The 25,169-nt window shown below is 58.8% G+C and carries 21 protein-coding genes; 8 read left to right on the top strand and 13 right to left on the bottom strand.

Annotation, left to right across the window (positions count from 1 at the left end; translation table 11 throughout):
• Positions 1–46: 46 nt before the first annotated feature.
• The gene (locus RS887_RS17345) at positions 47–838 is read right to left on the bottom strand and encodes a crotonase/enoyl-CoA hydratase family protein (RefSeq protein WP_322616284.1); all 792 of its coding nucleotides are present in this window, start codon (positions 836–838) and stop codon (positions 47–49) included.
• Between the two features lie 423 nt (positions 839–1,261).
• Between RS887_RS17345 and RS887_RS17350 the strand changes: the two genes are divergently transcribed.
• Positions 1,262–2,935, top strand: a complete 1,674-nt coding sequence (locus RS887_RS17350; RefSeq protein ID WP_007973525.1) for a DEAD/DEAH box helicase — start codon at positions 1,262–1,264, stop codon at positions 2,933–2,935.
• 187 nt (positions 2,936–3,122) lie between these two features.
• On the opposite strand, the gene RS887_RS17355 is transcribed toward RS887_RS17350, so the two are convergent.
• Positions 3,123–3,890 (bottom strand): class III extradiol ring-cleavage dioxygenase, encoded by a 768-nt coding sequence (locus RS887_RS17355; protein WP_322616285.1) that lies wholly within the window; start codon positions 3,888–3,890, stop codon positions 3,123–3,125.
• A 102-nt stretch (positions 3,891–3,992) separates the two neighbouring features.
• Here RS887_RS17355 and RS887_RS17360 point away from each other — a divergent pair, with 102 nt between their 5' ends.
• Positions 3,993–4,649, top strand: a complete 657-nt coding sequence (locus RS887_RS17360) for a thiopurine S-methyltransferase (protein WP_322616352.1) — start codon at positions 3,993–3,995, stop codon at positions 4,647–4,649.
• A gap of 180 nt (positions 4,650–4,829) precedes the next feature.
• Here the strand turns inward: RS887_RS17360 and htpX are convergent, their stop codons facing one another.
• Both htpX and RS887_RS17370 read right to left on the bottom strand, forming a co-directional pair.
• A complete protein-coding gene (htpX, locus tag RS887_RS17365) occupies positions 4,830–5,720 on the bottom strand; it encodes a protease HtpX (RefSeq protein ID WP_007973520.1) in 891 nt (296 codons plus the stop codon).
• Between the two features lie 316 nt (positions 5,721–6,036).
• On the bottom strand, positions 6,037–7,248 hold the full coding sequence (locus RS887_RS17370) for a pyridoxal phosphate-dependent aminotransferase (RefSeq protein WP_322616286.1): 1,212 nt from the start codon (positions 7,246–7,248) through the stop codon (positions 6,037–6,039).
• Between the two features lie 226 nt (positions 7,249–7,474).
• Here RS887_RS17370 and msrB point away from each other — a divergent pair, with 226 nt between their 5' ends.
• The 3 genes from msrB to RS887_RS17385 all read left to right on the top strand — a co-directional run bounded on the left by msrB (position 7,475) and on the right by RS887_RS17385 (position 9,009).
• Positions 7,475–7,870, top strand: a complete 396-nt coding sequence (gene msrB, locus RS887_RS17375) for a peptide-methionine (R)-S-oxide reductase MsrB (RefSeq protein ID WP_322616287.1) — start codon at positions 7,475–7,477, stop codon at positions 7,868–7,870.
• 195 nt (positions 7,871–8,065) lie between these two features.
• Entirely contained in the window at positions 8,066–8,551 is a 486-nt protein-coding gene (locus tag RS887_RS17380) for a glutathione peroxidase (protein ID WP_008002671.1), read from the top strand.
• Positions 8,548–9,009, top strand: a complete 462-nt coding sequence (locus RS887_RS17385) for a MarR family winged helix-turn-helix transcriptional regulator (RefSeq protein WP_322616288.1) — start codon at positions 8,548–8,550, stop codon at positions 9,007–9,009. Before RS887_RS17380 ends, RS887_RS17385 begins: the two co-directional genes overlap by 4 nt.
• Here the strand turns inward: RS887_RS17385 and RS887_RS17390 are convergent.
• Positions 8,993–11,314 carry a hybrid sensor histidine kinase/response regulator gene (locus RS887_RS17390; RefSeq protein ID WP_322616289.1) on the bottom strand — a complete coding sequence of 774 codons (2,322 nt, stop codon included), beginning with the start codon at positions 11,312–11,314 and terminating at the stop codon, positions 8,993–8,995. The two genes, RS887_RS17385 and RS887_RS17390, sit on opposite strands and share 17 nt — an antisense overlap.
• A gap of 165 nt (positions 11,315–11,479) precedes the next feature.
• On the opposite strand from RS887_RS17390, the gene RS887_RS17395 reads away from it, so the two are divergent.
• Positions 11,480–12,370, top strand: a complete 891-nt coding sequence (locus RS887_RS17395) for an ATP-binding protein (protein ID WP_322616290.1) — start codon at positions 11,480–11,482, stop codon at positions 12,368–12,370.
• Positions 12,367–12,849: a GAF domain-containing protein gene (locus RS887_RS17400; protein WP_322616291.1), complete on the top strand. Its 483-nt coding sequence runs from the start codon at positions 12,367–12,369 to the stop codon at positions 12,847–12,849. Before RS887_RS17395 ends, RS887_RS17400 begins: the two co-directional genes overlap by 4 nt.
• On the opposite strand, the gene RS887_RS17405 is transcribed toward RS887_RS17400, so the two are convergent.
• From RS887_RS17405 to RS887_RS17440, 8 genes are all read right to left on the bottom strand, one after another.
• Positions 12,850–15,795, bottom strand: a complete 2,946-nt coding sequence (locus tag RS887_RS17405; protein ID WP_322616292.1) for an HD domain-containing phosphohydrolase — start codon at positions 15,793–15,795, stop codon at positions 12,850–12,852.
• Positions 15,796–15,844: 49 nt separating this feature from the next.
• A complete protein-coding gene (locus RS887_RS17410) occupies positions 15,845–19,486 on the bottom strand; it encodes a transporter substrate-binding domain-containing protein (protein WP_322616293.1) in 3,642 nt (1,213 codons plus the stop codon).
• Positions 19,487–19,494: 8 nt separating this feature from the next.
• Positions 19,495–20,121, bottom strand: coding sequence for a response regulator transcription factor (locus tag RS887_RS17415; protein WP_322616294.1), 627 nt, complete (start codon positions 20,119–20,121; stop codon positions 19,495–19,497).
• Between the two features lie 247 nt (positions 20,122–20,368).
• On the bottom strand, positions 20,369–20,761 hold the full coding sequence (locus tag RS887_RS17420) for a response regulator (protein WP_322616295.1): 393 nt from the start codon (positions 20,759–20,761) through the stop codon (positions 20,369–20,371).
• 178 nt (positions 20,762–20,939) lie between these two features.
• Positions 20,940–22,268, bottom strand: a complete 1,329-nt coding sequence (locus RS887_RS17425) for a deoxyguanosinetriphosphate triphosphohydrolase (RefSeq protein ID WP_008020358.1) — start codon at positions 22,266–22,268, stop codon at positions 20,940–20,942.
• Between the two features lie 312 nt (positions 22,269–22,580).
• On the bottom strand, positions 22,581–22,925 hold the full coding sequence (locus RS887_RS17430) for a hypothetical protein (protein ID WP_322616296.1): 345 nt from the start codon (positions 22,923–22,925) through the stop codon (positions 22,581–22,583).
• Entirely contained in the window at positions 22,922–23,311 is a 390-nt protein-coding gene (locus RS887_RS17435) for a phage holin family protein (RefSeq protein ID WP_322616297.1), read from the bottom strand. The genes RS887_RS17430 and RS887_RS17435 overlap by 4 nt, the downstream gene beginning before the upstream one ends.
• A gap of 1 nt (position 23,312) precedes the next feature.
• On the bottom strand, positions 23,313–23,627 hold the full coding sequence (locus tag RS887_RS17440; RefSeq protein WP_008020361.1) for a DUF883 family protein: 315 nt from the start codon (positions 23,625–23,627) through the stop codon (positions 23,313–23,315).
• Positions 23,628–23,957: 330 nt separating this feature from the next.
• Between RS887_RS17440 and RS887_RS17445 the strand changes: the two genes are divergently transcribed.
• On the top strand, positions 23,958–25,166 hold the full coding sequence (locus RS887_RS17445) for an ammonium transporter (protein WP_322616298.1): 1,209 nt from the start codon (positions 23,958–23,960) through the stop codon (positions 25,164–25,166).
• Positions 25,167–25,169: the final 3 nt, after the last annotated feature.

Raw genomic sequence — 25,169 nt, forward strand, 5'->3', positions numbered from 1 at the left:
GGGAGCGAGCCTGCTCGCGAAGGGGCCCTTACAGTCAATACATCCCTCAAAGCCCTTTGAAGACGCCCGGCCGTCGCTCCACCATCGACCGCACACCTTCCTTGATATCCTCGCTGGCCATCAACTTCTTGACCAGCGCTGGCAATCCCTGCGCCGCTGCGGTTTCTCCTTCATACCGGGCCTGTCGCGCGGACATCAGTGTTGCCTGCACCCCAAGCGGTGCCTGGCGGGCGATCCGCTCGGCCAGTTCAACTGCCCGGGGTAGCAAGTCCTCACTGGCCATGACTTCCTGTACCAGGCCCAGGTGCAGCGCATCCCGGGCGTCGAATTCATCCCCGGTCAACAACCAACGCATGGCATTACCCCAGCCGGCGACCTGATGCAGGCGCAGGGTGGCACCGCCGAACGGGAAGATTCCCCGCTGCACCTCCATCTGGGCGAACCGGGTGTTGCTGGCGCACAGGTTGATGTCGGCAGCCAGCATCAGCTCGATGCCAATGGTCAGGCAGTAGCCTTGGGCGGCGACGATTACCGGCTTGCTGACCCTGGGACCTGCGAACACCGCCCACGGATCACAGCCGCCAGGGGGGACTTGCCAGCCGTCTGCGAGCGTGACGCTGGCATTGACCAGATCGAGCCCGGCGGTAAAGTGCTCGCCATGACCGAACACCACCGCCACGCGCGCCTCGCTGTCGGCTTCGAACTCGCCATAGGCCAGGCTCAATTCGTTGAGCAGGTCGAGGTCAAAGGCGTTGCGCTTGGCCACCCGATCCAGGCCGATCAGGAACACATGACCACGCCGTTCGCGGCTGACTCGACTGGAGCTGGGCTGATTCATGGAGCGATCCTCGGGGTAGGAAAGGCGTGCGGGGACCTGCGGTCTGCACGGCAAAGGGTGAACCGTTTTAGCGCCATCACCCGCAAGGCCGGGCCTTTGAAAAATAGACGGCTGACCGATTATTCGCAAAGCCTGTGACACAACGGTGTATCCGGTGGATCTTCGATAAAAAAAGCTCCCTTTTTGGGCGAATTCCGGTATAGTGCGCGCCGGCCTTTAACCGGGCCGCGTTTAGGTAGCGCAATTCCCCGAAGCCAGCTTCGGCTGCACGTCCGCCCAGCGGACTCTTCCTTGACGATTCTTTTCATTCATTCGTTTTCGCAAATCCCCGCCGACAAAGCTGCCAGGGCGACTCTTGAGTCTCAACACGGCATGTGCAGCTTTGGAGCATGGGTCTTTGCGGATGCACTTAGAGGCAGACCCATGACCCAGGAAATCGGCGGCTTCGCCGCTCTTGAACTTCATCCCAATATTGTCGCTGCAGTAGTCGCTACCGGCTATGAAGAGCCTTCGGCCATTCAGCAGCAGTCGATCCCGATCATTCTCGCCGGTCACGATATGATTGGTCAGGCGCAAACCGGTACCGGTAAAACCGCTGCCTTTGCCCTGCCAATTCTGCACCGCATTGATCCGTCCAAGCGCGAGCCGCAAGCTCTGATCCTGGCCCCAACTCGTGAGTTGGCGCTACAAGTTGCAACCGCTTTCGAAACCTACGCCAAGCAAATGCCGGGCGTGACTGTTGTGGCTGTCTACGGCGGCGCGCCGATGGGCCCACAATTGAAAGCAATCCGTAATGGCGCACAAATCGTTGTCGCCACCCCGGGCCGTCTGTGCGACCACCTGCGTCGCGACGAAAAAGTACTGGCGACCGTCAACCACCTGGTTCTCGACGAAGCCGACGAAATGCTCAAGCTGGGCTTCATGGATGACCTGGAAGTCATCTTCAAGGCCATGCCGGAAACCCGTCAGACCGTACTGTTCTCGGCAACCTTGCCGCAATCGATCCGTGCCATCGCCGAACGCCACCTGCGCGATCCGAAGCACGTGAAGATCCAGAGCAAGACCCAGACCGTTACCGCGATCGAGCAGGCTCATCTGCTGGTTCACGCTGACCAGAAGACTTCGGCCGTTCTCAGCTTGCTGGAAGTGGAAGATTTCGACGCCCTGATCATGTTCGTGCGCACCAAGCAAGCGACCCTGGACCTGGCCAGTGCCCTGGAAGCCAAAGGCTACAAAGCCGCCGCGCTGAACGGTGACATCGCCCAGAACCAGCGTGAGCGCGTGATCGACTCCCTCAAGGATGGCCGTCTGGACATCGTTGTGGCGACCGACGTTGCCGCTCGTGGCCTGGACGTTCCGCGCATCACTCACGTGTTCAACGTTGACATGCCGTACGATCCTGAGTCCTACGTTCACCGTATCGGCCGTACCGGCCGTGCCGGTCGCGAAGGTCGTGCACTGCTGCTGGTGACTCCGCGTGAGCGCCGCATGCTGCAAGTGATCGAGCGTGTAACCGGTCAAAAGGTTGCTGAAGTTCGCCTGCCGGACGCTCAGGCTGTTCTGGATGCGCGCATCAAGAAACTGACCAACAGCCTGTCGCCGCTGGTGGCTGAAGCCGAATCGACCCACGGTGATCTGCTGGATCGCCTGACTGCCGACATCGGTTGCAGCCCGCGTGCCCTGGCCGCAGCCCTGCTGCGCAAGGCTACCAACGGTCAAGCGCTGAACCTGGCTGCTATCGAGAAAGAGCGTCCACTGGTGCCGAACAATGCACCGCGTGGCGATCGTCCAGAGCGTTCCGGTGACCGTCCTGAGCGTGGCGACCGCGAGCGTCGTGCTCCGATGCCACTGGGTGAAGGCCGTGCACGTTGCCGTACCGCGCTGGGCGCGCGTGACGGTATCGCTGCCAAGAACCTGCTGGGCGCCATCCTCAACGAAGGTGGTCTGGCGCGTGAAGCCATCGGTCGCATCCAGGTGCGTGACAGCTTCAGCCTCGTCGAGCTGCCGGAAGATGGTCTTGAGAAGTTGCTGACCAAGCTGAAGGACACTCGCGTTGCCGGCAAGCAGTTGAAGCTGCGTCGCTACCGCGAAGATTGATCCGCTCTCGGGCTGATTGATCGAACATGAAAAATCCCCGACTGGTTCGGGGATTTTTTTTGCCTGCTGATTTGTGTTTGGCGTTCGAATTGTGATGCAGCCATCGCGAGCAGGCTCGCTCCCAAAGGTGCCGTAGATCAAATGTGGGAGCGAGCCTGCTCGCGATCGGGGCGACTCGGTCCAAAGGTTACCCGAATCGGTAAATGTCCATGCCCAGCGCACCCATGGTGAACCCCTGATGGGCAATGCTGAACTGCCCCCCGGCGGCGCGGGCAAAGTACAGCGGCAACAAGTGTTCGTCGCTGGGATGGTTGCGAGCGGCATTCGGTGCTTGCGCGCGATAGTCGTGCAATGCGGCTTCGTCGTTCGCTGCGAGTTTCTCGATCATCCAGTCGCGAAAAGCCAGGGCCCAGGGCTCCACGCTCTCGGGGCCGGCATGCCAGTCCAGTTCCCGCAGGTTGTGAGTGATGCTGCCGGAGCCGATCAGCAGGATGCCGTGCTCGCGCAGGCTGGCCAGCGCGTGGCCAACGCGGGTCTGCAGGGCGGGACCGCCACGGGTGGGCAGTGATACCTGCACAATCGGGATTTCTGCTTGCGGGTACATCAGCGATAAAGGCACCCAGACGCCATGGTCGAAAGGCCGATTGCTGTCGATACGCGCAGGAAAGCCAGCGGTTTTCAATAACTCGGTAACCTCTGTGGCGAGTCGTGGATCGCCAGGAGCCGGGTACTGGACTTCGAACAGGGCTTTGGGAAAACCACCGAAGTCATGCCAGGTTTCCGGTTGCGGATTGCCACTGACCAGCAGCTCATTGCTTTCCCAGTGCGCAGACACGATCACGATGGCCTTGGGCTTCGGTATTGTAGCGGCCAGACGGGCGAGTGCCGGCCCGCTGGCGCCGGGCTCCAGAGCGAGCATGGGGGAGCCGTGGGATATGTACAGGCTGGGGAACATGAACGAGCTCCTGAGAGTTAAGATGCAACATCTTCAGTCAGATCATTAATCTAAATCTAATATAAGTTTTAGGGTGTTTTGATCGAATTTTCGGGGTTAATTATGCAGCCGGAGTTTTGGCACAAGAAGTGGGCGTCGAATCAGATCGGCTTTCACCTTCCGCAGGTGAACCCACATCTACAGCGGTTTTGGCCACAGTTGGGCCTGGAAGAAAGCGCGCGGGTGCTGGTGCCGTTGTGCGGCAAGAGCCTGGATCTGTTGTGGCTGGCGCACTGCGGGCATGAGGTCCTGGGTATCGAATTGTCGGAGAAGGCCGTGGAGGACTTCTTCAGTGAGCATCAACTGGATCCGGCCGTCAGTGAGCAAGGGCCTTTCAGCGTCTATCGGGCGGGCTCCATCGAGCTTTGGTGTGGAGATTTTTTTGCGTTGACACCAGGCGACGTCGCTGATTGCTCTGCGCTTTACGATCGCGCCGCGTTGATTGCGTTACCGCCATCGATGCGCGAACGGTATGCGACGCATCTGAAGCGGATTCTGCCCAAGGGCTCCTTAGGGTTGTTGATCACACTGGACTACGATCAGGCTGAAATGTCCGGGCCGCCATTTGCTGTGCTCGATGATGAAGTGCAGCGGTTGTTCGGGACTTCGTGGGGATTGAAGGTCCTGGAGGATCAGGATGTCTTGAGCGAGAGCGGGAAGTTCCTTGAGGCGGGTGTGACGCGACTTGAAGAGCGGGTGTATCGGGTTTCCAGTCGGTAATAACGGTTAGCTACACTGGCCCATTCGCGAGCAGGCTCGCTCCCACATTGGACTTATGTCCAACACATAATCCCTGTGGGAGCGAGCCTGCTCGCGAAGACGGCCGAAAGAACACTCAATATTCCAGCAGACAAAAAAAGGCCCGCATCACTGCGGGCCTTTCATTTGCTGTGGAGCTTCTCAGCCGCGGCGACGAGCCAGGGCGTCGATACGCTCTTCCAGTGGCGGGTGGCTCATGAACATGCGGGCAAACCCTTGCTTGATGCCACCGTTGATGCCGAAGGCGTTCAGGGTGTCGGGCATGTGCACTGGCAGGCCTTGTTCCGCCCGCAGGCGTTGCAGGGCGCCAATCATGGCGGCGGTGCCGGCCAGGTTTGCGCCGGCTTCGTCGGCACGGAATTCGCGCTTGCGCGAGAACCACATGACAATGGCGCTGGCCAGGATGCCCAGAACCAGTTCGGCGAAGATGGTCGCCACGTAGTAGGCAATGCCCTGGCCTTCTTCGTTCTTGAAGATCACTTTGTCGACGAAATTGCCGATGATCCGTGCGAAGAACATCACGAAGGTGTTCACCACGCCCTGGATCAACGCCAGGGTAACCATGTCGCCGTTGGCTACGTGGCCGATTTCGTGGGCCAGGACGGCCTTCACTTCATCCGGCGAGAAGCGCTCGAGCAAGCCCTGGCTGACCGCGACCAATGCGTCGTTCTTGTTCCAGCCGGTGGCGAAGGCGTTTGCCTCGTAGGCCGGGAAGATACCGACTTCGGGCATCTTGATCCCGGCTTCGCGGGACAGTTGCTCGACGGTTTGCAGCAGCCATTGCTCGTGACGGGTGCGAGGCTGGGTGATGATCTGGGTGCTGGTGCTCATCTTCGCCATCCACTTGGAGATGAACAGCGAGAACAACGAACCGGCGAAACCAAAGACCGCACAGAAAATCAGCAGCTGATTGAGGTTGAGGTCAACCCCATTGGCCGCCATGAACCCGTTGAAGCCGAAAAGGCTCAGGGTGATGCTGGCAATCAGCACGACCGCCAGGTTAGTGGCCAAGAACAGCAGGATGCGCATCATGGTTGTAGAAATCTCCTCATGCTAAAGATGTAGCGTACTGCGGGGTATATAAGGTGCTGCACCGGGGTATTCAACCGGGTGACTATTTCAAACTGTGTCCTACGGCAACAGTCTAGCTGCTTGCAGGGCATTTCCGGCGCGAGTGCGGGAAGTGTTTGTCAGTCAGTTCGTGTCGAAGGCCCCGCTTTTGTCAGGCGCGAGCAGGCAACGCGTTACTCGGCGGCGGGCAAAGCGGCGGCCAGCGGCGGAATGCAAAAAAGTGTTGCCGGATGAATCACCGTGCGACGTGCAGGCGCGTCGCACGGTGACTGGCCGCTTACTGGCGGTAGGACTTGAGGAAGCCGCCGATGCGGCCGATGGCCATCTCCAGGTCATCGACACGTGGCAGGGTCACGACGCGGAAGTGGTCTGGCCATGGCCAGTTGAATGCGGTGCCTTGCACCACCAGCAGCTTTTCGGAGAGCAGCAGGTCGAGGACGAATTTCTCGTCGTTATGGATCAGGCAGACCTTGGGGTCGATCCGCGGAAAGGCATACAGCGCCCCCATCGGCTTGACGCAGCTCACACCCGGAATGTCGTTGAGCAGTTCCCAGGTGCGGTTGCGTTGTTCCAGCAAGCGGCCCGGCGGCAGCACCAGGTCATTGATGCTCTGATAGCCACCCAGGGCGGTCTGGATTGCATGCTGGCTGGGCACGTTGGCGCACAGGCGCATGTTCGCCAGCATGTCGATGCCTTCGATATAGCTCTGGGCGTGATGTTTCGGGCCGGAAATGGCGATCCAGCCGGAACGGAAACCGGCCACGCGATAGGATTTGGACAGGCCGTTGAAGGTCAGGCACAGCAAGTCCGGCGCCAGGGAGGCGGTGCAGATGTGCACGGCATCATCGTAGAGGATCTTGTCGTAAATCTCGTCGGAGAACACCACCAGATTGTGCTGGCGGGCCAGTTCCAGCATGCCCAGCAGCACTTCCTTCGAATACACAGCGCCGGTCGGGTTGTTCGGGTTGATGATCACCAGTGCCTTGGTGTTCGGGGTGATCTTGGCCTTGATGTCAGCCAGGTCCGGCCACCAGTTGGCCTGCTCGTCGCACAGGTAATGCACCGGATTACCGCCGGACAGGCTCACGGCTGCGGTCCACAACGGATAGTCAGGCGCGGGCACCAGCACTTCGTCGCCATTGTTGAGCAGGGCCTGCATCGACATCACGATCAGCTCGGAAACGCCGTTGCCCAGGTAGATGTCTTCGATGCCGACGCCTTCTACCTGCTTTTGCTGGTAATACTGCATCACGGCCTTGCGCGCACTGAACAGGCCCTTGGAGTCGCTATAGCCCTGCGCGGTCGGCAGGTTGCGGATCACGTCCTGGAGGATTTCATCCGGCGCTTCGAAACCAAAAGGCGCCGGGTTGCCGATGTTCAGCTTGAGGATGCGATGGCCTTCCTCCTCCAGGCGTTTGGCGTGCTTGAGCACCGGGCCGCGAATGTCATAGCAGACGTTGGCGAGCTTGTTCGATTTGCTGACCTGCATGGCGATGTGTTCCCGAAAATGAACGATCCAGACGGCGTTTGGACAGCCGCGCTGGGAATCCTGCGTATTCACACAGGCCTGACGCCTTGAGATGCAGCACCCATATTTCCGTTTGAATGCGCGTGGTCTGGCTGCCAGACTGGCGTTTGACGAGGCGCAATCATACGTGCCGCCCGATCGGTGGAAAAGGTACAGATCGGGCTTTTTCAGCCGCAGAGGTGTGATGATGGAAAAGTTGGAAAAAACCCTGGAAGAATGGAAGGCGATGCTCGATCCAGAGCAGTACAACGTGTGCCGCCTCAAAGGTACCGAACGACCGTTTTCCGGCAAGTACAACGACAGCAAGGTCGACGGTGTTTATCACTGCATCTGCTGTAACGAACCCTTGTTCGATTCCAGAACCAAGTTTGATTCCGGTTGTGGCTGGCCGAGCTTCTACGCGCCGATCGGCGACAGCGCCATGACCGAAATCCGTGATGTCAGCCACGGCATGATCCGCACCGAAGTGGTCTGTGCCAAATGCGACGCGCATCTGGGTCACGTTTTCCCCGACGGCCCGCCGCCGACAGGCCTGCGCTATTGCATCAACTCGGTGTGCCTGGACCTCGTACCTCGCGAGTAATGCGAGCCCTGTAGAAGCGAGCTTGCTCGCGATGGATCAGAGAACAACCCGGGGCACCAGGCTTCCCGCGTTATCGTTGACGACCATCGCGAGCAAGCTCGCTCCTACAGTGGATTGGCGTTTGATAAATTAAATTGCACACAATTCAATTGCTCGCTATGTTTGGCTCATCTTCCCGAATCCGGAGCATTCATCATGAGCGACAACCTGCTGAGCATCCCGTGCACCACCATCAAGGGCGAGCAAAAGACCTTGGCTGATTTCGCTGGTAAAGCCGTATTGGTGGTCAATACCGCCAGCAAGTGCGGTTTCACTCCGCAGTACAAAGGCCTGGAAGAACTGTGGCAGACCTACAAGGACCAGGGACTGGTGGTGCTCGGCTTTCCCTGCAACCAGTTCGGCAAGCAAGAGCCGGGCAATGAAGGGGCGATCTCCGAATTCTGCGAACTGAACTTCGGTGTCAGCTTCCCGCTGTTCAAAAAGATCGAAGTCAATGGTGCCGGCGCCCATCCCCTGTTCGTGCAGTTGAAAAAGCGCGCACCGGGTGTGCTGGGTTCCCAGGGCATCAAGTGGAACTTCACCAAGTTCCTGATCGGCAAGGACGGGCAACTGGTCAAGCGCTTCGCCCCGGCGACCAAGCCGCAGGACCTGACCCGCGAGATCGAAGCCCTGCTCAAATGAATACCTTGTCAGTGGATTCCCTGAAGCTCGACAGCCAGCTGTGTTTCAAGCTGTACGCTGCTTCCCGTGCGGTCATTCGCGCCTACAAGCCAATGCTTGATCAGTTGGGCCTGACTTACCCTCAGTACCTGGCGATGCTGGTGCTTTGGGAGTGGCAGGAAGCAGCCCCGGAGCAACCGACCGTGAAGGCATTGGGTGAGCGTCTGGCCCTGGATTCCGGCACGCTGACCCCGTTACTCAAGCGCCTCGAACAACTGCAACTGGTGCAGCGCCAGCGTTCGGCGCGCGATGAGCGTGAAGTGCATCTGAGCCTGTCGCCGGCCGGCGTGGCCTTGCGCGATCAGGTCGGGCCACTCAAGGCACGTCTATTGTGCGACAGCGGGGTCGACCTGAATCGCCTCAACGAGTTGCGCGATGGTCTCGATCACCTGTTGGGACAGATCAAGGCGCAGTCGTAGCGGGAACCCACAAGTCCAGCAGGGCGGCCAGTTCTTCTCGCCGGAAGGGTTTGGCCAGGTAGTCACTCATGCCCGCGGCACGACAGCGTTCGCGCTCTTCCGACATGGCGTTGGCCGTCAGGGCGACGATGGGCAGTTGGGGCCAGCGTCCGCTGCGGCGGATTTGCCGGCTGGCTTCATAGCCATCCATCACCGGCATGTTGCAGTCCATCAGCACCAGGTCGAATTCCCGTAGCTCGAGTTGATCCAGGGCCTCGGCACCATGAGCCGCGGTGGCGACCTCGCAGCCAAGTTTGCCGAGCATGCCCTTGGCCACCAGTTGGTTGACCGGATTGTCTTCCACCAGCAGCACGCGCCCGCGGCGTTGCGTGCTTTGCGTGTCGAGTCGGGCATCGTTGATCGGGTGGGTTTCCGGTTGCAGGATCCGCCGCAACGTCTGATACAAGGTATTGCGTGCCAGGGGGCGTGCCTGTTGTTGCAAGGGGGCGAGGGCGTTGGCCTCTTCGCTGGGCATGAAGTTGCCATAAGCGGTGACCAGCAGGATCGGGGCGCCAAGGGTGGGGCGCAAATTGAACAGACATTCGGGGCAGTCGGTGATGAGCACGTCGGCTGTCAGGCCAAGCAGCGAGTCATCCATGGAGCGCCGTTCATAGTCCAGCCCCCAGCCAGGCAACAGGCTGTTGAGCAATTCGCCCAGCCCGCTGCTGGCGGCCGTGATGGCGACGACTTTGCCCTTGAGCAAAACGGCAGGCATTGCACGGGTATGGCCGGGCAATGGCAAGTCCGCGCAGAACTGGCTGCCAAAACCCGGCTCGGAGCTGATCGTCAGGCGCCCTTGCATGGCTTCGCAAAGGTTGTAGGTCAGCGCCAGGCCCAGCCCGGTGCCACCAAATTGGCGGGTAATACCGGCACCGGCCTGGGTGAAAGGCTGAAAGATCTTGACCTGGGCATCCTGAGGGATGCCGATGCCGGTGTCGCACACTTCGATTCTGACGCCGTCCCCGAGCGTCGAAAGGTGCACGTCGACACGCCCGAAGCGGGTGAACTTGAGGGCGTTGGACAGCAGATTACTGACGATTTGCCGGACCCGAGTCGGATCGCCGAGCACCAGTGCGGGGAAGTGCGGATCGATCAGGCAGGTCAGTTCGACGCTGGGGGCGGCGTTCTGCGACAACAGGTTGGCGGTGTCTTCGATCAGCGAGCCGAGGTCGAAGGGGATGTGTTCGAGTTCGAGCTGACCGGCATCGAACTTCGACAAATCGAGAATATCGTTGAGCAATTCCACCAGCACTTTGCCTGAGTCATGGGCGATCGACAGCTGCTGCTGTTGTTCGGCATTCAGCGGCCCGTCGAGGGACAGCGCGATCATCCCGAGCAAGCCATTGAGGGGCGTGCGAATTTCATGGCTCATGTTGGCCAGGAACACCGAGCGGGCTTCGGCCATATCGAGGGCTGTACTGCGGGCGACCTCCAGTTCCTCGTTGGACTGGCTCAGCCGGTCATTGATCGCCTTGAGTTCGGCGGTGCGGGCCGAGACGATGTTTTCCAGTTGACCCAGATACTCGGTCAGGCGATTTTCCGCGTTGCGCCGCTGCTGGATTTCGGTGGCGATGTTTTTGAACTGCTGGCTGGCAACCTTGACCAGCACACCGATCTCATCGTTGGCGTGCCCGGCAGGGCATTCCAGTGACGTCGGTTCGGTACTGCTCGGGTCGCGACCGCTGAGCTCACGGATGACCCGCACCAGGGGTTTGGTCAGCATCACATAGAACAGCGCCAGCAGGATGCCGGACAGCAGCAGGCTGCGGGCGAAGCCGTTGAGCAGGGTCACTTCGGCCCGGCGCAGGAACCGGTCGCCGAAGGCGTAAGTGTCGACCTTCAGTCGCAACGTACCCAGGGACTCGTTGGGCAAGTTATCCAGGTAAAGTCGGTCTTCGAACTGTCGATTGGCGCCGAACAGGAAGTCGCTGAACATCCGGTAACCGTTTTGCACGCCGGGTCGCTTGACGCTGGCCAGCACGGTGCCGTTGTTGTCGGTCAGTTTCGCGCTGATGATCGCCGGCGAGCGCAGCAGGCCCAGGGTCAGTTCCTTGGCGAGTTCGGCGTCGATGTTGTAGGCGATTCGCGAGGCCGGGTTGTGGCTGATTTCCAGCAGCGAAAGGATTTCACGATTGATGGAGGCGTCATCACTGGCATAATCGATGCCTATTTGCAGCAGGCTGAGCAGCGTGCCCAGAATGAAGCCGACCAGCACGGTAAGCCGGGCTTGCTTGAACGACAGCCGGTTGGTGAATTTGATGTCCATGGGGGGGTGAACCACTTCCGTTTCCTTTCGCTGCTCAAGCATAGTCGATCATGCCTGCCTACTGATGTTCTCGCGAGGCCTGTACCGCGGGGGTAGCCACGTATCTGACGCTGTGTTTCGTCGCTGTATCACCATCATTACTGTGAACGTGCCCGAGGAGAAGTCGTGGATTCCCGATTGAATGCTTTTCTTGAACGCGCCGATGCCGTTCTGGCCCGTATCGAGCCGTTGCTGCCGGCACCCCGGCCAGCCATCGACTGGACACAATGCCTGGCCGCGCGCTGGCAGCGAGAGTCGCGCGGCGGTTATCTGATGCCGCTGGAGGTCAGCCTCGACATGCGCCTGTCGGACCTGATCGGCGTCGACCGGCAAGTCGAGCAGCTTGGACGCAATACCCGACAGTTCCTCGATGGCATGCCCGCCAACCACGCCTTGCTCTGGGGCTCGCGCGGCACCGGCAAGTCGTCGCTGGTGCGCGCCTTGTTGGCCGAGTACGCTCAGGCCGGTTTGCGTTTGATCGAGATTGAACGTGATCACCTGGCAGACCTGCCGCGAGTGGTCGAACAGGTTGCCAAACTGCCCCAGCGTTTCGTGCTGTTTTGCGATGATCTCTCGTTCGAGTCGGGCGAGGGCGATTACCGAGTGCTCAAAAGCGTCCTTGACGGCTCGCTGGAACAGGCGCCGGACAACGTTTTGCTGTACGCCACGTCCAACCGTCGCCACCTGGTGCCGGAAAAGGAAAGTGACAACGAAAACTGGAAACGGGTCGACGGCGAACTGCATCCCAGTGAGGCGGTGGAAGACAAGATCGCGCTGTCGGACCGCTTCGGTTTGTGGCTGTCGTTCTATCCGTTTACCCAGGAACACTTCCTGAACGTCGTCGAGCACTGGATCGGCCAGTTGGCCGGCAAGGCCGGACTGGCATGGCAGCGCACGGAAGAACTGGACATTCTGGCGGTACGCTGGGCCACCGGCCGGGGCAATCGCAATGGACGTTGCGCTTATCAATTTGCCCGTTATTGGGTCGGGCTGAAACTGTTGGAGCACAAGGCATGATCGATTTACAAAAGAGCGGCCAGGGCCTCGAAGGCTACGGCATGCTGCACGCGCAACTGGAGTCCTTGCTGGCGGACGAGCGGAATTTCATCGCCAATGCCGCACAGTTCTCGGCGTTTCTGTTCAATCAGCTCGATGACCTGAACTGGGCCGGTTTCTACCTCAATCGCAATGAGGAATTGGTGCTGGGCCCGTTTCAGGGGCAGATCGCTTGCGTGCGGATTCCGTTCGGGCGCGGGGTTTGCGGGACAGCGGCAGCCACCTTGCAGACTCAGTTGGTAGAAGATGTGCACGCGTTCCCCGGTCACATCGCCTGCGACAGTGCCTCGAACAGCGAACTGGTGGTGCCGCTGGTCAAGGACGGCCGGTTGATCGGCGTGCTGGATCTGGACAGCCCGAAACTCGCGCGCTTCAGCGCACAGGACCAGGCCGGAATCGAACAGCTGGCGGCGATTTTCCTGCGCCTGACCGACTGCTGATCAAGACGCCAGGCCTGCCTTGGCCAGCAGGCCCGACGCGTCCACCGCATCGATCTGCTCAGGGGCGAGGAAGCGCCTGGCGTACTGCAAATAGATCTGTGCCTTGATGAACAGCCCGAACAGCTCCGGATCGATGTGGGCGTCACGGCACATGAACGCCATGATGCCCAGCGCCTCGCTCAAGGTCCTGGCTTTTTTGTAGGGGCGGTCGGCGGCAGTCAACGCTTCGAAAATATCGGCAATCGCCATCATCCGCGCCGGCAGGCTCATTTCATCTCGCTTCAAGCGTTTCGGATAGCCACTGCCGTCCATTTTTTCGTGATGCCCGCCGGCTATTTCCGCGACGCTGCGCAAGTGCCCGGGGAACGGCAAATGGTTGAGCATCAGGATCGTCTGAACGATGTGGTGATTGATGACATGACGCTCCTCGCTCGTCAGGGTGCCCCGGACGATGCTCAGGTTGTACAGCTCACCCCGGTTGTATTTGTGGGGCGGGACGTCGAGTTTGAAGCCCAGGGGATTATCTTGCGGTATCACTTCGTTTTCGCTGCGTTCGAACAGGTGCTCGGGTTTGTCCGCCAGTAACGGTTCGCTGACGGGCAGGGTGGGGGCGGGTGTTCGGGCCTGACGCCGGTTTTCTTCCCAGGACACGCCCAGCCGGTCATCCAGGGTCCGGGTCCAGGTGCGTTCAGCCAGGCGGCGCAGGCGTTGCAAATCAGCGTCGGCCATGGCTTCGCCACCGAGATTGCAGCGGGCAACGAAGGCGAAATCATCATCCAGCCCGGCCAGGCTGGCATTGCGCAGCTCTGCCAGCGATTGCTCGTCACCACCCAGGGCAACGGCCTGCCAGTAGCTGATCCAGACATCGCGCTTGAGTACCTCGATGCGGGTACGGATTTCGTGGATGCGATCGGTCAGGGATTCCAGCTTCGTGGCTTTGTCTACGACGTATTCCGGCGTGGTGACCTTGCCGCAATCGTGCAGCCAGGCTGCGATGTGCAGTGCCTCCCATTCATCTTCGGTCGGCTGATAGGCGCTGAAGGCAGGTTCCTGGCTGGCTGCCGCCGCCTGGGCAAGCATCAGGGTCAGTTCCGGCACGCGCTGGCAATGGCCACCGGTATAAGGGCTTTTGGCGTCGATGGCACCGGCCAGCAGTTGAATGAAGGCGTCCAGCAGCTGTTTTTGCCGGGCTTGCAGGCGCTGGCTTTCGATGCACACGGCAGCTGCGCCGGACACCGCCTGGAGAAACGCAATGCGGTCCGGGCTCAGTTTGTCCAGATCGCTCTGCTCGCCGCTGTCGGCCAATAGCAACACCAGCAGGCCCACGGTTTCGTTGTGACGATTGTGCAGGCGGATTCCGATCAGGTGGACCCGAGGACTTTTCAGTGCGAGCAGGATTTTCTGCAGATCACCCGCCTGCTCGAAACCCAGGTTACTGACGACATTGTCGACGTTTGCCAACTGGCGCAGCCATGGGGGGCTTTGCGGGTTATCGAGCGAGTGTCCGTGGATGTCGAAGGATGGCAGGTTTTCGGCGGTGTTATTGATGACCAGTCCGTGGGGTTCCATGTGCTGGCCATCAGCTTCGCGCAGATAGATCAGGCCGGCCTGGGCCTGGCCGATTTTCACGGTTTCAAACAACACCCGCTCCAGCAGCGGGGCGAAACGGGTTTCGGCACTGAGGCTGTCAGTGATCTGGAAGAAGCTCGCCAGTGTGTCTTTCATTCGTGCCATCGACACACTCAGTTGGTCGATTTCGAGCACCAGCGAGCGACGGGAAAGCGGAAAATTGAAATCGAAACTGCGAATCGCATCGGCCTCCTGCACCAGGGCGCGCAAGGGTTTGACCAGGACTCTTGATGTCAGCCAACCCAGCGGCACGCATAACAGCAGCGTTGCCAGGGTAATGAGCGCACCTTGCCAGCGCATCCGGTAAGCGTCGACGAGCAACTCGTCTTCCGGTACCAGCAGGGCCAGTTGCAGGCCTTGGGGGCCACCTTCCTGGATGCTGCTGCGGGCCACGATCCATTGCCGGCCATTGGCGTTCAGGCGACTGCCCTGAGGGGGACTGTTGAGCAACGCACCCAGGCTGGGGCTCAGATCCGCCGCCTTGATCAGGCGGGACGTTTGATCATCGATGATCAGTCGGTGGTTGTCAGGGTAGGCAATGGCATTGCCTTGGGCATCGAACAGCACGATTTCGGTATTGGGGGTCACGACGTGCTTGGCCAGCGTCGCGCTGAGTTCGGCCAGGGTCAGGTCAGCGGCCATGATTGCCTTGTCGCCATTGCGTCGTGCCAGCGTCGTGCCAATGTTGTGGGTGGAAAAAAAGATATAGGGTTCGGTCGTGATCTGGTCATTTTCGCTGCGGGCACTGATAAACCAGGCGCGATTGCGTGGGTCATACGTGTCGTTCAGGTTTTCCTGACGGCTTACAAGTGCCAGGTTCCGGTCGAAAAACAGAGACTGGGAGTGGGCCTGGCCACTGTTGTTGTGCTCGATGCTCCAGACCTGGTAAGCCGCCGTGTCCGGTGCCCGGACCAGGGCTTTGACCTCTGGGGTGCGTAGCGGGCGGACCATGAAAAAGTCTCCATTGTCGTAGCCCAGGTACAGCGAAGCCAGATTGGGGTTGTTCTCGAGTGACTGGCTGAACGGTTCGAGCAGTGCCAGGCGTTGTTCCAGATCAGGGGACTGGCCTGCCGGATTGAGTGCCAGCAGGCTCAACAGATGACGAATGGGTTCATAGGTTGCGTGCAGGTCCAGACGGACATCCTGCTCAATGCGGTTGAACAGTTTTTCACTGCTGGACAGTATGATTTGTGTGGTTTGCTGGTAGTTGAAAAGACCCAGCACCACCCCGGTCAGCAACAACAAGAAGGTGAACATCACGCTGATATGGACATGCAGTGGAAACCGGCGTGGATCCGTGCACAGTGGGTCAGGCATTGCGGGTTTCTCCATGATGGTCAACACCCTGCCGAGGGTCCAAGCATAGTTAAGGCTCTGTCACTTTGCCTTCGTCATAATGCTCGATCTGACGTAGTAACGCGTCCTCCAGCTCCAGCATGGCGTGCTCCATGGATTTGCAGCATTCAGCCACTGTTGCGCGATCGAAATCCTCATGGCCGGCTGTTTCGAGTGCCTCGCAGCGGTCGATCAGGCGGGAGGCTTGCACTATCCGGGCCGCACCTTTGATTTTGTGGGCAATATCCTGCAGCGTCTGCGTATCCCCGGAGCTGGATAGCGACAGCAGAGTTTGCAGATCCTGGCGGTTGCTGCTCACCAACTCGTTCAGCAATCGCCGGTTCAACATTGGATTTCCCCCGGTCAGCAGTTTCAACCCGTGGAGGCTGAACGCCGGGCCTGAGTGGGTAGGTTCAATGCCCTCGAGCCATTGACTCAAGGCACCGAGGCTGAGGGGTTTGAACAGGCAGTCGTTCATTCCCGCTTGCTTGCAGCGTTGCACTTCTTCCGGTTGGGCGTTGGCGGTAAAGCCAAGAACGGTGCAGGGAGGACGATGGTTTTGTCGTTCATGCTGGCGAATGGCTTGGGCGAGTTCGTAACCGTTCATGACTGGCATGTTGCAATCGGCGATCACCAGATCAAACGGTTGGTCTTTCCATTTCTCCAGTCCCTCCTTGCCATCGACCGCGACGGTAAATCGATGCCCTAGAAACTCCAATTGCTGGCACGTGAGCAAACGATTGGCCGAGTGATCGTCGACCACCAGAACATTCAATGGGGTTGTGGCGATGACGATTTGCGTTTCGGTCACCTGGGCTGACTGTTGCCGCGGCAACGTTTCCAGCTGCAGCAGCAACTCCACTTGAGTGCCGACGCCCGGCTCGCTGCGTAATTGCAGACTGCCACCCATCATTTCACAGAGATTGCGGCTGATCACCAGCCCAAGCCCCGCGCCCCCCCTGGTCGATTGCACGGCGTTGTCGGCTTGAGCGAAGGGTTCGAACAGGCGCTGTTGATCCTGCTCGCTGATCCCGATACCACTGTCGTGAACTTGCACCCGCATTTGCACTCGCTCTGGTTGCGTTGCCGAGTGCAGGTCGACAATGACCCGGACCTGACCTTGCTCCGTAAATTTGATGGCATTGCTGATCAGGTTGGACAGCACTTGCTTGAAGCGCAAGGGGTCCAGCAACACATCGAAGGTCGGGTTGGCCGATGAAAACTCCAGCACCAGCTCGAGTTCCTTCTGTCGTGCCAGTCCATCGAAAATCCGCACGACCGAGGCCACGAGTTCACCCGGATTGACGCGCTCCGGGCTCAGGCTCAGGTGTCCTGATTCGATTCTGGCAATGTCGAGAATGTCGCCAATCAGCTCCAGCAACCCTTTCGCCGAGTTGTACGCGACATCGATGGTCGGACGTTCCGGGTGCTGATGATCAAGACGCTTGAGTGTCAGTTCAAGCATGCCAATGACCGCATTCATCGGCGTGCGGATCTCATGGCTCATCGTGGCCAGAAACGTGCTTTTGGCCCGGTTGGCGTTGTCGGCGCGTTCTTTCGCGCAACGCAGGTCATCGAGCAGTTGCCGCCGTTCGCTGATGTCAATCCAGCCACCGATAATGCCTTGCACTTTTGCGCTGGAATCCCGATAGGGAAGAATCCAGTGATAAATCGTCAGTCGCCGGCCACCTATATGCAGCTCGCGATCGACAATCAACGGTCTGCCCTCGGCCACCACGCGTTGGTAGTCAGCCTGGTACTCCCGGGCTTCGAATACATTGCTCTTCGATCCCTGCATGACGCTTTTGCCGATGACATCTTCACGCTTGGCGCAGAACGCTTGCAGATAGCTGTCGTTGCAACTTTGCAGTAGCCCCTGGCGATCACGTACGTAGATCGGATGGGGCGTGCCATTGACCAGCGATCGCATGAACTCGAACTGATCGTTCAACGCGCGCTCTGCGGCCTTGCGCTGTTTGATCTGGCGTCGCATGTAGTCGTTCCACGCAATGGAAATCAGCAGCAGCGCGCCTGCACCGAAGACGATTTGGTAGAACAATCTTTGATAGTTGCGCCAAGTGTTTTGCGAGGACGCCGAATAGCCGCGCCAGCGACTGTTGATGATGCCCAGCTCCTCCGGTGAGATGCTCAGTAAAGCCTTGTCGAGGATCGCGTTCAGCTCTTTGGCACCCCGAGCGGTGGCAAGGGAAAACGCTGCCTGCTCGGTGCCGATGGTGGTGCTGATTTGCAATGTGTGCTCGAACAGCCGCGACGAAATGAAGTAATTGGCAATGATCAGTGAGTTCACCGCCCCCTCGGCCTGACCTTCGGCGAGTAACTGGACGGCGCTGAAGGTGTCTGGGGCCTCGATCAACCTGATCCGGGGAAACTCTCTGCGCAGGTAATCCATGAGTGGATTGCCGCGGGCAATGGCCAGGCGCTTGTCCAGCAACTGCTCGAGGTTGATCGGGCTGTCGGCGGCTTTGCGGGTCAGCAGGACGTAGGAATTTTCCAGGAAGGGGCGGGTAAAGTTCAGCTGGGTTTGACGTTGGGCGCTGGGGAGCAATGGGGCGATTACATCGGCCTTGTTCTCCTTGATTTGTTTGATCATCTCGTCATCGCTGCGGCTGTGCTGGATGTCAAAGCGCAAGCCGGTGCGCAGCCTGATCAGTTCAAGCAAATCTGCGGTGACCCCGCGAAAGTTGCCATTGCTATCGAAAAACGTCAGTGGTGCAAAGGCTTCGTTGACGACGACGCGCACTATCGGGTGGTGTGCCAGCCAGCGTTCTTCCCGGTCAGTGAGTTGCAGCTTTTGATCGGTCAACAGAATGTCGCTACCGGCGCTCCAGCGTTTGGCGATGCTTTCTCGTTCACTGGTGGGGATGGCCCTGATCATCGTGTTGATGATGCCAAGCAGCTCGGGGTTGTTCCTGTTAACGGCAAAGCTGAAACCAAAGGCTTCATGTTTACCGAAGTTGGCCATCCGGATGTTGTTCAAGTACCCCTTGTTGATCATGTAGTGAGTTGAAATGGTGTCACCGAGAAACACGTCGGCCTGATCGAAAGCGACAGCGTTGATCGCATTCTGGTAGGACGGATAGGACGTGATGATCGCCTTTGGGTACAACGCGGTGACTTCCGCCAGCGGCAAATAGTGATACACCATGCTCAGGCGCAATCCGGCCAGGCCATCGGTGAGGGAACGGGTTTCCCCTTCACGGGTCACCAATACAGGTTGATCGACGGCATAGGGTATGGACAGTGCAATGCCGGCATTACCAGCTTCGAATCCATTGGCGGTGCCAAGCAGATCGACTTCGCCGTTCTCCAGTGCAGCGATCGCGGCCCCTCGGGAATCGAAGCGCTGAACCTTGACGGGTAACCCGGTTGTTTTTTCCAGAAGACCGGCGTAATCGGCGGTAAACCCTTCGTAGTCCTGGCCACTGGTGGTCAGGTCGAAAGGGGGATAGTCCGGGGCTGACGTCCCGAGCGTCAGTTGATTTTTGCGTTTTATCCATTGTCGCTGGGATTCATCCAGTCGAACCTCCAGCGCCCCGGCCTTCGATCGGCTGAGCAGCGTGTAGTGTTCATTGCCCGGTGCCCCGAACAACGAGGTGCTCACGCATAGACCTGCGGTCACTTGAACCAGAAAGACCTTCAAACGGCTGGGCATCCGGATGCTCACACTAGCGCGTTACGTTTTGCCATCTCGATGAGTTCAACCAGGGATTTGGCTTTGAGTTTCTGCATGAGACGCTTTTTGTAGGTACTCACGGTCTTGTTGCTCAGAAACATGCCCTTGGCGATTTCCTTGTTTGTGCGACCTTGGGCAAAAAGTTGCAAGACCATCAGTTCCCGGTCGTTTACGGATTTGAACAGTTCCAGTTCGATGCAGCGTGTTTCATCTCCGCGGACGGGGTTCAATGCTTCGCTCGGAAAATAGTTGTAACCTGAAAATACCGCTTTTATAGCGCTGACCAGTTCACTGATGTCTTCTTGTTTGCAGACATAGCCCGATGCACCGGATTGCATGCAACGAATGCCGAAAAGTGTTGGGCATTGTGCTGTCAATACCAGTGTTTTAAGAGGGGTACTCATTGCGTTGAATCGGGATAGCACTTCCAGACCATCCAGTTTTGGAATGCTGATGTCGAGAATGACCAGGTCCGGCATGCATTCGCGAACCATCTGCATGGCGTCGACCCCATTATCGGTTTCGCCGACGACTTTGTAACCTTCATGTTCCAGTAACATTCGAACGGCAAGGCGGATAACCGGGTGATCGTCGACAATAAAAACGGAATTCATAATAAAGTCCCATGCGAGCTCAAATAAAGCGCGCACCTTAGCTCAGATACTTGAAGGGACGCATGAACTGACTGGGCTGTAGCAATAATATAGGAGAAATCCTACAGGTTAAAAAGAATGGGGCTACGCATTAACGAGGTTTCTTGTTAGGAAGGGTGAGGGGGTTCGGCATTTGTGGGTGCTTTAAAAGGAAGTTGTTTGTAAGTTTTGTGTTGTGTGTTTTTCGGTTTTTAGATGTGTTTTTTTTCTACACTTGTGCCGAGGTCAACAAGTCTCTAAATTCAGATTGTTTCAATGGCTTTATCAAGTAACCCAATAATGGCAGACCGTGCTCAGTGGCCGTTTTTACAAGTTCATCCAGTTCAGACGTCGTCAGGCTACTCAGAACGATCGCCTGTCTGATCAGTCCTCGCTGGCTGGCGAACCGGACCAGATCGAGTCCCGTCAGATCGGGCAGGCATTGATCGCATAAAAGGATGTCGAACGGCTGGTCGGCCCCGAGCATTTGCTGCATGGCATCTTTGGCGCTGTCGGTGGTTGTCAGTCGGGTGAAGCCATAACTTTCCAGCAGGTATCGAGTGGCTATAAGTTGGAAGGGGTGGTCCTCCACCACGAGGATGCGTAGATCGTCTTCGGCCATGGGGTGCACTTCATCTGTCGAACAGAAAGGAGGGCGATTGTTTCGCGAGAGTGCCGGGCAGGCGATCAGTTTGCTCGCCATATGTTGTAGGGCGATTCGACGAAGCTTGAGTGCTGTTGGCGTTTGAAGGGGGAATCAGCCATGACGTATGCCGTAATGGCTGATCAGTCGATGTGCCTTAGTGGCTGGCACGTCCGGTCATTTCCAGGGCCATGTCACTGGCATAGCTGTCGGTCATGCCGGCGATGAAATCGATCATGCGCAAGAACGACGTATGTAATGGGCCGTGAGGGTCGGGTGCATTGTTGCCCAGCAGGTCAAGGATGCGGCGACTTTTGAACGACGGGGTCCGACCGTTATGTTGCTCCAGCGCTGCGCCGCAAAAGGCGTTGAGCAGTATTTCCAGCGTAGTGTAGGCGCCGATCTCGTGCAGGGTCTTGCGCTTGTCCTGGAAGATTTTCTTGCGGGCCATATCCTTGGCGTTCAGCACACAACGCTTGGCGGGCCCGTGCATGTGCTCCACCAGGTCGCCGGGCAATGTACCTGCCAGCAGCGCGTCCTGTTGCTCGACGAAGGCGCGTGCCGCGGCATTGGTCAAGTGCTCGATGGCTTTGCCGCGCAGGATCGCCAGTTTGCGTCGGCGCGAATCGCCGGGACCGAGCTGGCGGTAGGTCTCCGGCAAGTCATCGCCCACCAGGCCCAGCAGCAGTGACTCGACTTCGGCGTATTCCAGCAACTCCATTTCCAGGCCGTCTTCCAGGTCGATCAGCGCATAGCAGATGTCGTCGGCGGCCTCCATCAGGTACACCAGTGGATGCCGCGCCCAGCGTTGCTCCTCCAGTTGCGGCAGGCCGAGCTTATGGGCGATCTGCTCCAGTAGTGGCAGCTCGCTCTGATAACAGCCGAACTTGTGTTTCTTGTATCCCAGCGAGTCAGCGTGCTTGGCCGTCCATGGATACTTCAGGTACGTACCCAGCGTTGCATAGGTCAGACGGGTGCCGCCGTCGAACTGGTGATACTCCAGTTGAGTGAGTACCCGAAAGCCTTGGGCATTGCCTTCGAAATTCAGGAAGTCATTGCGCTCGGCTTCACTCATCGCATCCAGCCAGCCACGGCCGGCGGCTTGCTGGAACCAGTGACGGATCGCGTCTTCACCGGAATGGCCGAAGGGTGGGTTACCGATGTCGTGTGCCAGGCAAGCCGATTGCACAACCATTCCCAGATCGCTGGGTTCGCACCAGTCGGGCAGGGCATTGCGGATGGTTTCGCCGACCCGCATGCCCAGTGAGCGACCCACGCAACTGACTTCCAGCGAGTGTGTCAGGCGCGTATGAATGTGATCATTGCTGGATACCGGATGGACCTGGGTCTTGCGCCCGAGGCGGCGGAAAGCCCCCGAGAAAATGATGCGGTCGTGGTCTTTGTGAAAAGGGCTGCGGCCGAGTTCTTCAGGGCTGTGCAGAGGTTTTCCGAGACGTTCGCGAGTAAGCAGGGTGTGCCAATCCAAGGCGGGGGCTCTCCGTCGGGTGACTGATGGCCTAGCTTCCCGTTTCGCGCCATGACCTGCAAGCGGAACTACAATCCGGCGGCGTCGATGTCGATGAGCAGCAGGCGTTCGCCATTATCGAAAACTGCCCGGCGGTCAGGCAGTACTGATTGCTCTTGGCATCGCGACAGGTGCCCGTCGATCACAAGGCCACCTTGGCAAGGTCTCGTTTTTGGAGGGTGCCTGTTGACCGGACAGGCGTACGGGATGGCGCCCCTCGATAGAGGGGCGCCATCCTTCGACGTCGCAAGAATGCAGCCGGAAAGGTACTGATCAATCTTTGCGTGAAGAGCCCTGCATGATCAGTGTGATCAGCGGCCCCAGTGTGGTGCCGAGGCGGATCAGCCGGGTCAGGCTGCTGAGACCGCCGCCGTTTTTTGCACCCTTGCCGGTCAGAAAGCCCAGCAAGGTGACGGCGGCCACGCCCCAGAGCGGGGCGTGTTTGATGCCGAAACCGTCCTGCAGGTTTTGCGTCATCCCGCGCACGCGTTGCAAGGGTTGCAGCAGTTGCACGGATTCGTGGCGGATTTCCTGACGATGCATTTCCATGCGCAGGCGGATCAGGGCCTTGCGCATTTCCGCGCGTGAGCTGTTGTGTGGCAATTCAGGCAGGCTCATGGCAGCAGGCGCTCCCGATCGTTGGCCAGCTCTTCGAGTGTGCCGTGGAAGGGCGAGGACTCATCGAAAATCGCCGCTCTCAAGCGCATTCCACAAAATATGGCGGCAAGGGTGTAGAACACACAGAGGCCGATGATGGCGGCCAGGCGATACGTGTCCCAGAACACGATAAGCACCAGCGTCGACAGCCCTACCAACAGCAGCAATGCAAACACCAGCGCCAGGCCGGCAAACAGCAACAGGCTGACGGTGCGGGCTTTTTGTTCCTGCAATTCGATGCCGAACAGTTCGACATGGCTGTGCAGCAACCCAAGGAAGGCCGCACCCAGGCGCCGCGAAGAGGAGCTGGTTCCCGTTTCAGACGGGCCGGATTCACCGATCGACATATCAGCGCCGGCTAGCCAGCAGGCCGATCAGGAAACCCACGCCGGCCGCGATCCCGACCGATTGCCAAGGGTTGGCCTGGACATAGTCCTCCGTGGCGGTGACAGCAGCCTTGCCGTGTTCGCGCAGGGAGTCTTCGGTCAATTTGAGGGTTTCACGGGCACGCAAGAGACTGTCGTGAATCTGCTCGCGCAACTCGTCGGCCTGATCGCCGGCCAGGGTCGCGGTGTGCTCCAGCAACCGTTCGGTGTCACTGACCAGTGTCTGAAAGTCGTTCATCAGGATTTCTTGAGCAGTCTTTGCCTGGATGCGGGCCATGGGGGATCTCCATAAGTGGCTTTCTGATGCGTTCGAGTATGAGCCTTCGGCGAAGGTTCAGTACAAATGACTGGTACAACTTTTGCTGTGTCGTGGTGCGCCGGTGCGCACCATTGCGCTATAGCCGGGCATGATTTCAGTAAAACCGCAGGACCAACAATCAAAAACTCGCGTAAACGTCCGGGGCGCGTTTTTCCTGGACGGTGTCCGTGCGCCAAAACGGTTCAATCGAGATCGGTCCGCTGATGCTTCGAAGCCGCAACTTGGTGCATGAGCGGTCATCGCGAACTGCTTTGGTGCTTTTTTTCTGCCATAAGGTCTGCCCATCCCATGGAAAATCTGCAAAGCGCTGTGGACACCCTGGTCCATAGCTCCAACACGCTGTTCATTCTGATCGGTGCGGTCATGGTCCTGGCCATGCACGCCGGTTTTGCCTTTCTCGAAGTCGGAACCGTGCGACAGAAAAACCAGGTCAATGCGTTGTCGAAAATCCTCAGCGACTTCGCTGTTTCGACACTGGCTTACTTCTTTATAGGCTATTGGATTTCCTATGGCGTGACGTTTATGCAACCTGCAGCCGTGCTCAATGCCGACCATGGCTATGGACTGGTGAAGTTTTTCTTCCTGCTGACCTTTGCCGCGGCGATCCCGGCGATCATTTCCGGAGGGATCGCCGAGCGTGCCCGGTTTGTCCCGCAATTGTGTGCAACCGCGTTGATTGTCGCGTTCGTCTATCCGTTCTTCGAAGGCATGGTCTGGAACGGCAACCTGGGTTTGCAAGCCTGGTTGCTGGAGCGCTTTGGCGCCGGTTTCCATGATTTCGCAGGTTCCGTGGTAGTGCATGCCATGGGCGGTTGGCTGGCATTGGCGGCGGTGCTGTTGCTCGGGCCGCGTAATGGCCGTTATCGCGACGGTCGACTGGTCGCGTTCGCGCCATCGAGCATCCCGTTTCTGGCATTGGGCTCGTGGATCCTGATTGTTGGCTGGTTCGGCTTCAACGTCATGAGCGCGCAAACCCTGCAAGGTGTCAGCGGGCTGGTAGCGGTGAACTCGTTGATGGCCATGGTTGGCGGTACGGCGGCGGCGCTGATTGTCGGGCGCAACGACCCTGGCTTTCTGCACAACGGCCCGTTGGCGGGGCTCGTGGCAATCTGTGCCGGATCCGACCTGATGCATCCTGTGGGGGCACTGGTCACCGGTGCCATTGCGGGAGCTCTGTTTGTCTGGTGCTTTACCGCGGCCCAGGGCAAATGGCGTATCGACGATGTACTGGGTGTGTGGCCGTTGCATGGCCTGTGCGGCGTGTGGGGCGGCATTGCCTGCGGTATTTTCGGCCAGAGCGCCCTGGGCGGATTGGGTGGGGTCAGTCTGATCAGCCAGTTGATCGGCACTGCACTGGGCGTCACTGTGGCACTGTCCGGCGGGTTTGCGGTGTACGGCGTGATCAAGGCGTTGCATGGATTGCGCCTGAGCCAGGAAGAGGAGTATTACGGCGCGGACCTGTCGATCCACAAGATCGGCGCCGTGAGCCAGGACTGACTC

Origin of the sequence: Pseudomonas sp. BIC9C, from assembly GCF_034541995.1 — a bacterium.
Taxonomy (GTDB): Bacteria; Pseudomonadota; Gammaproteobacteria; order Pseudomonadales; family Pseudomonadaceae; genus Aquipseudomonas; species Aquipseudomonas fluorescens_CC.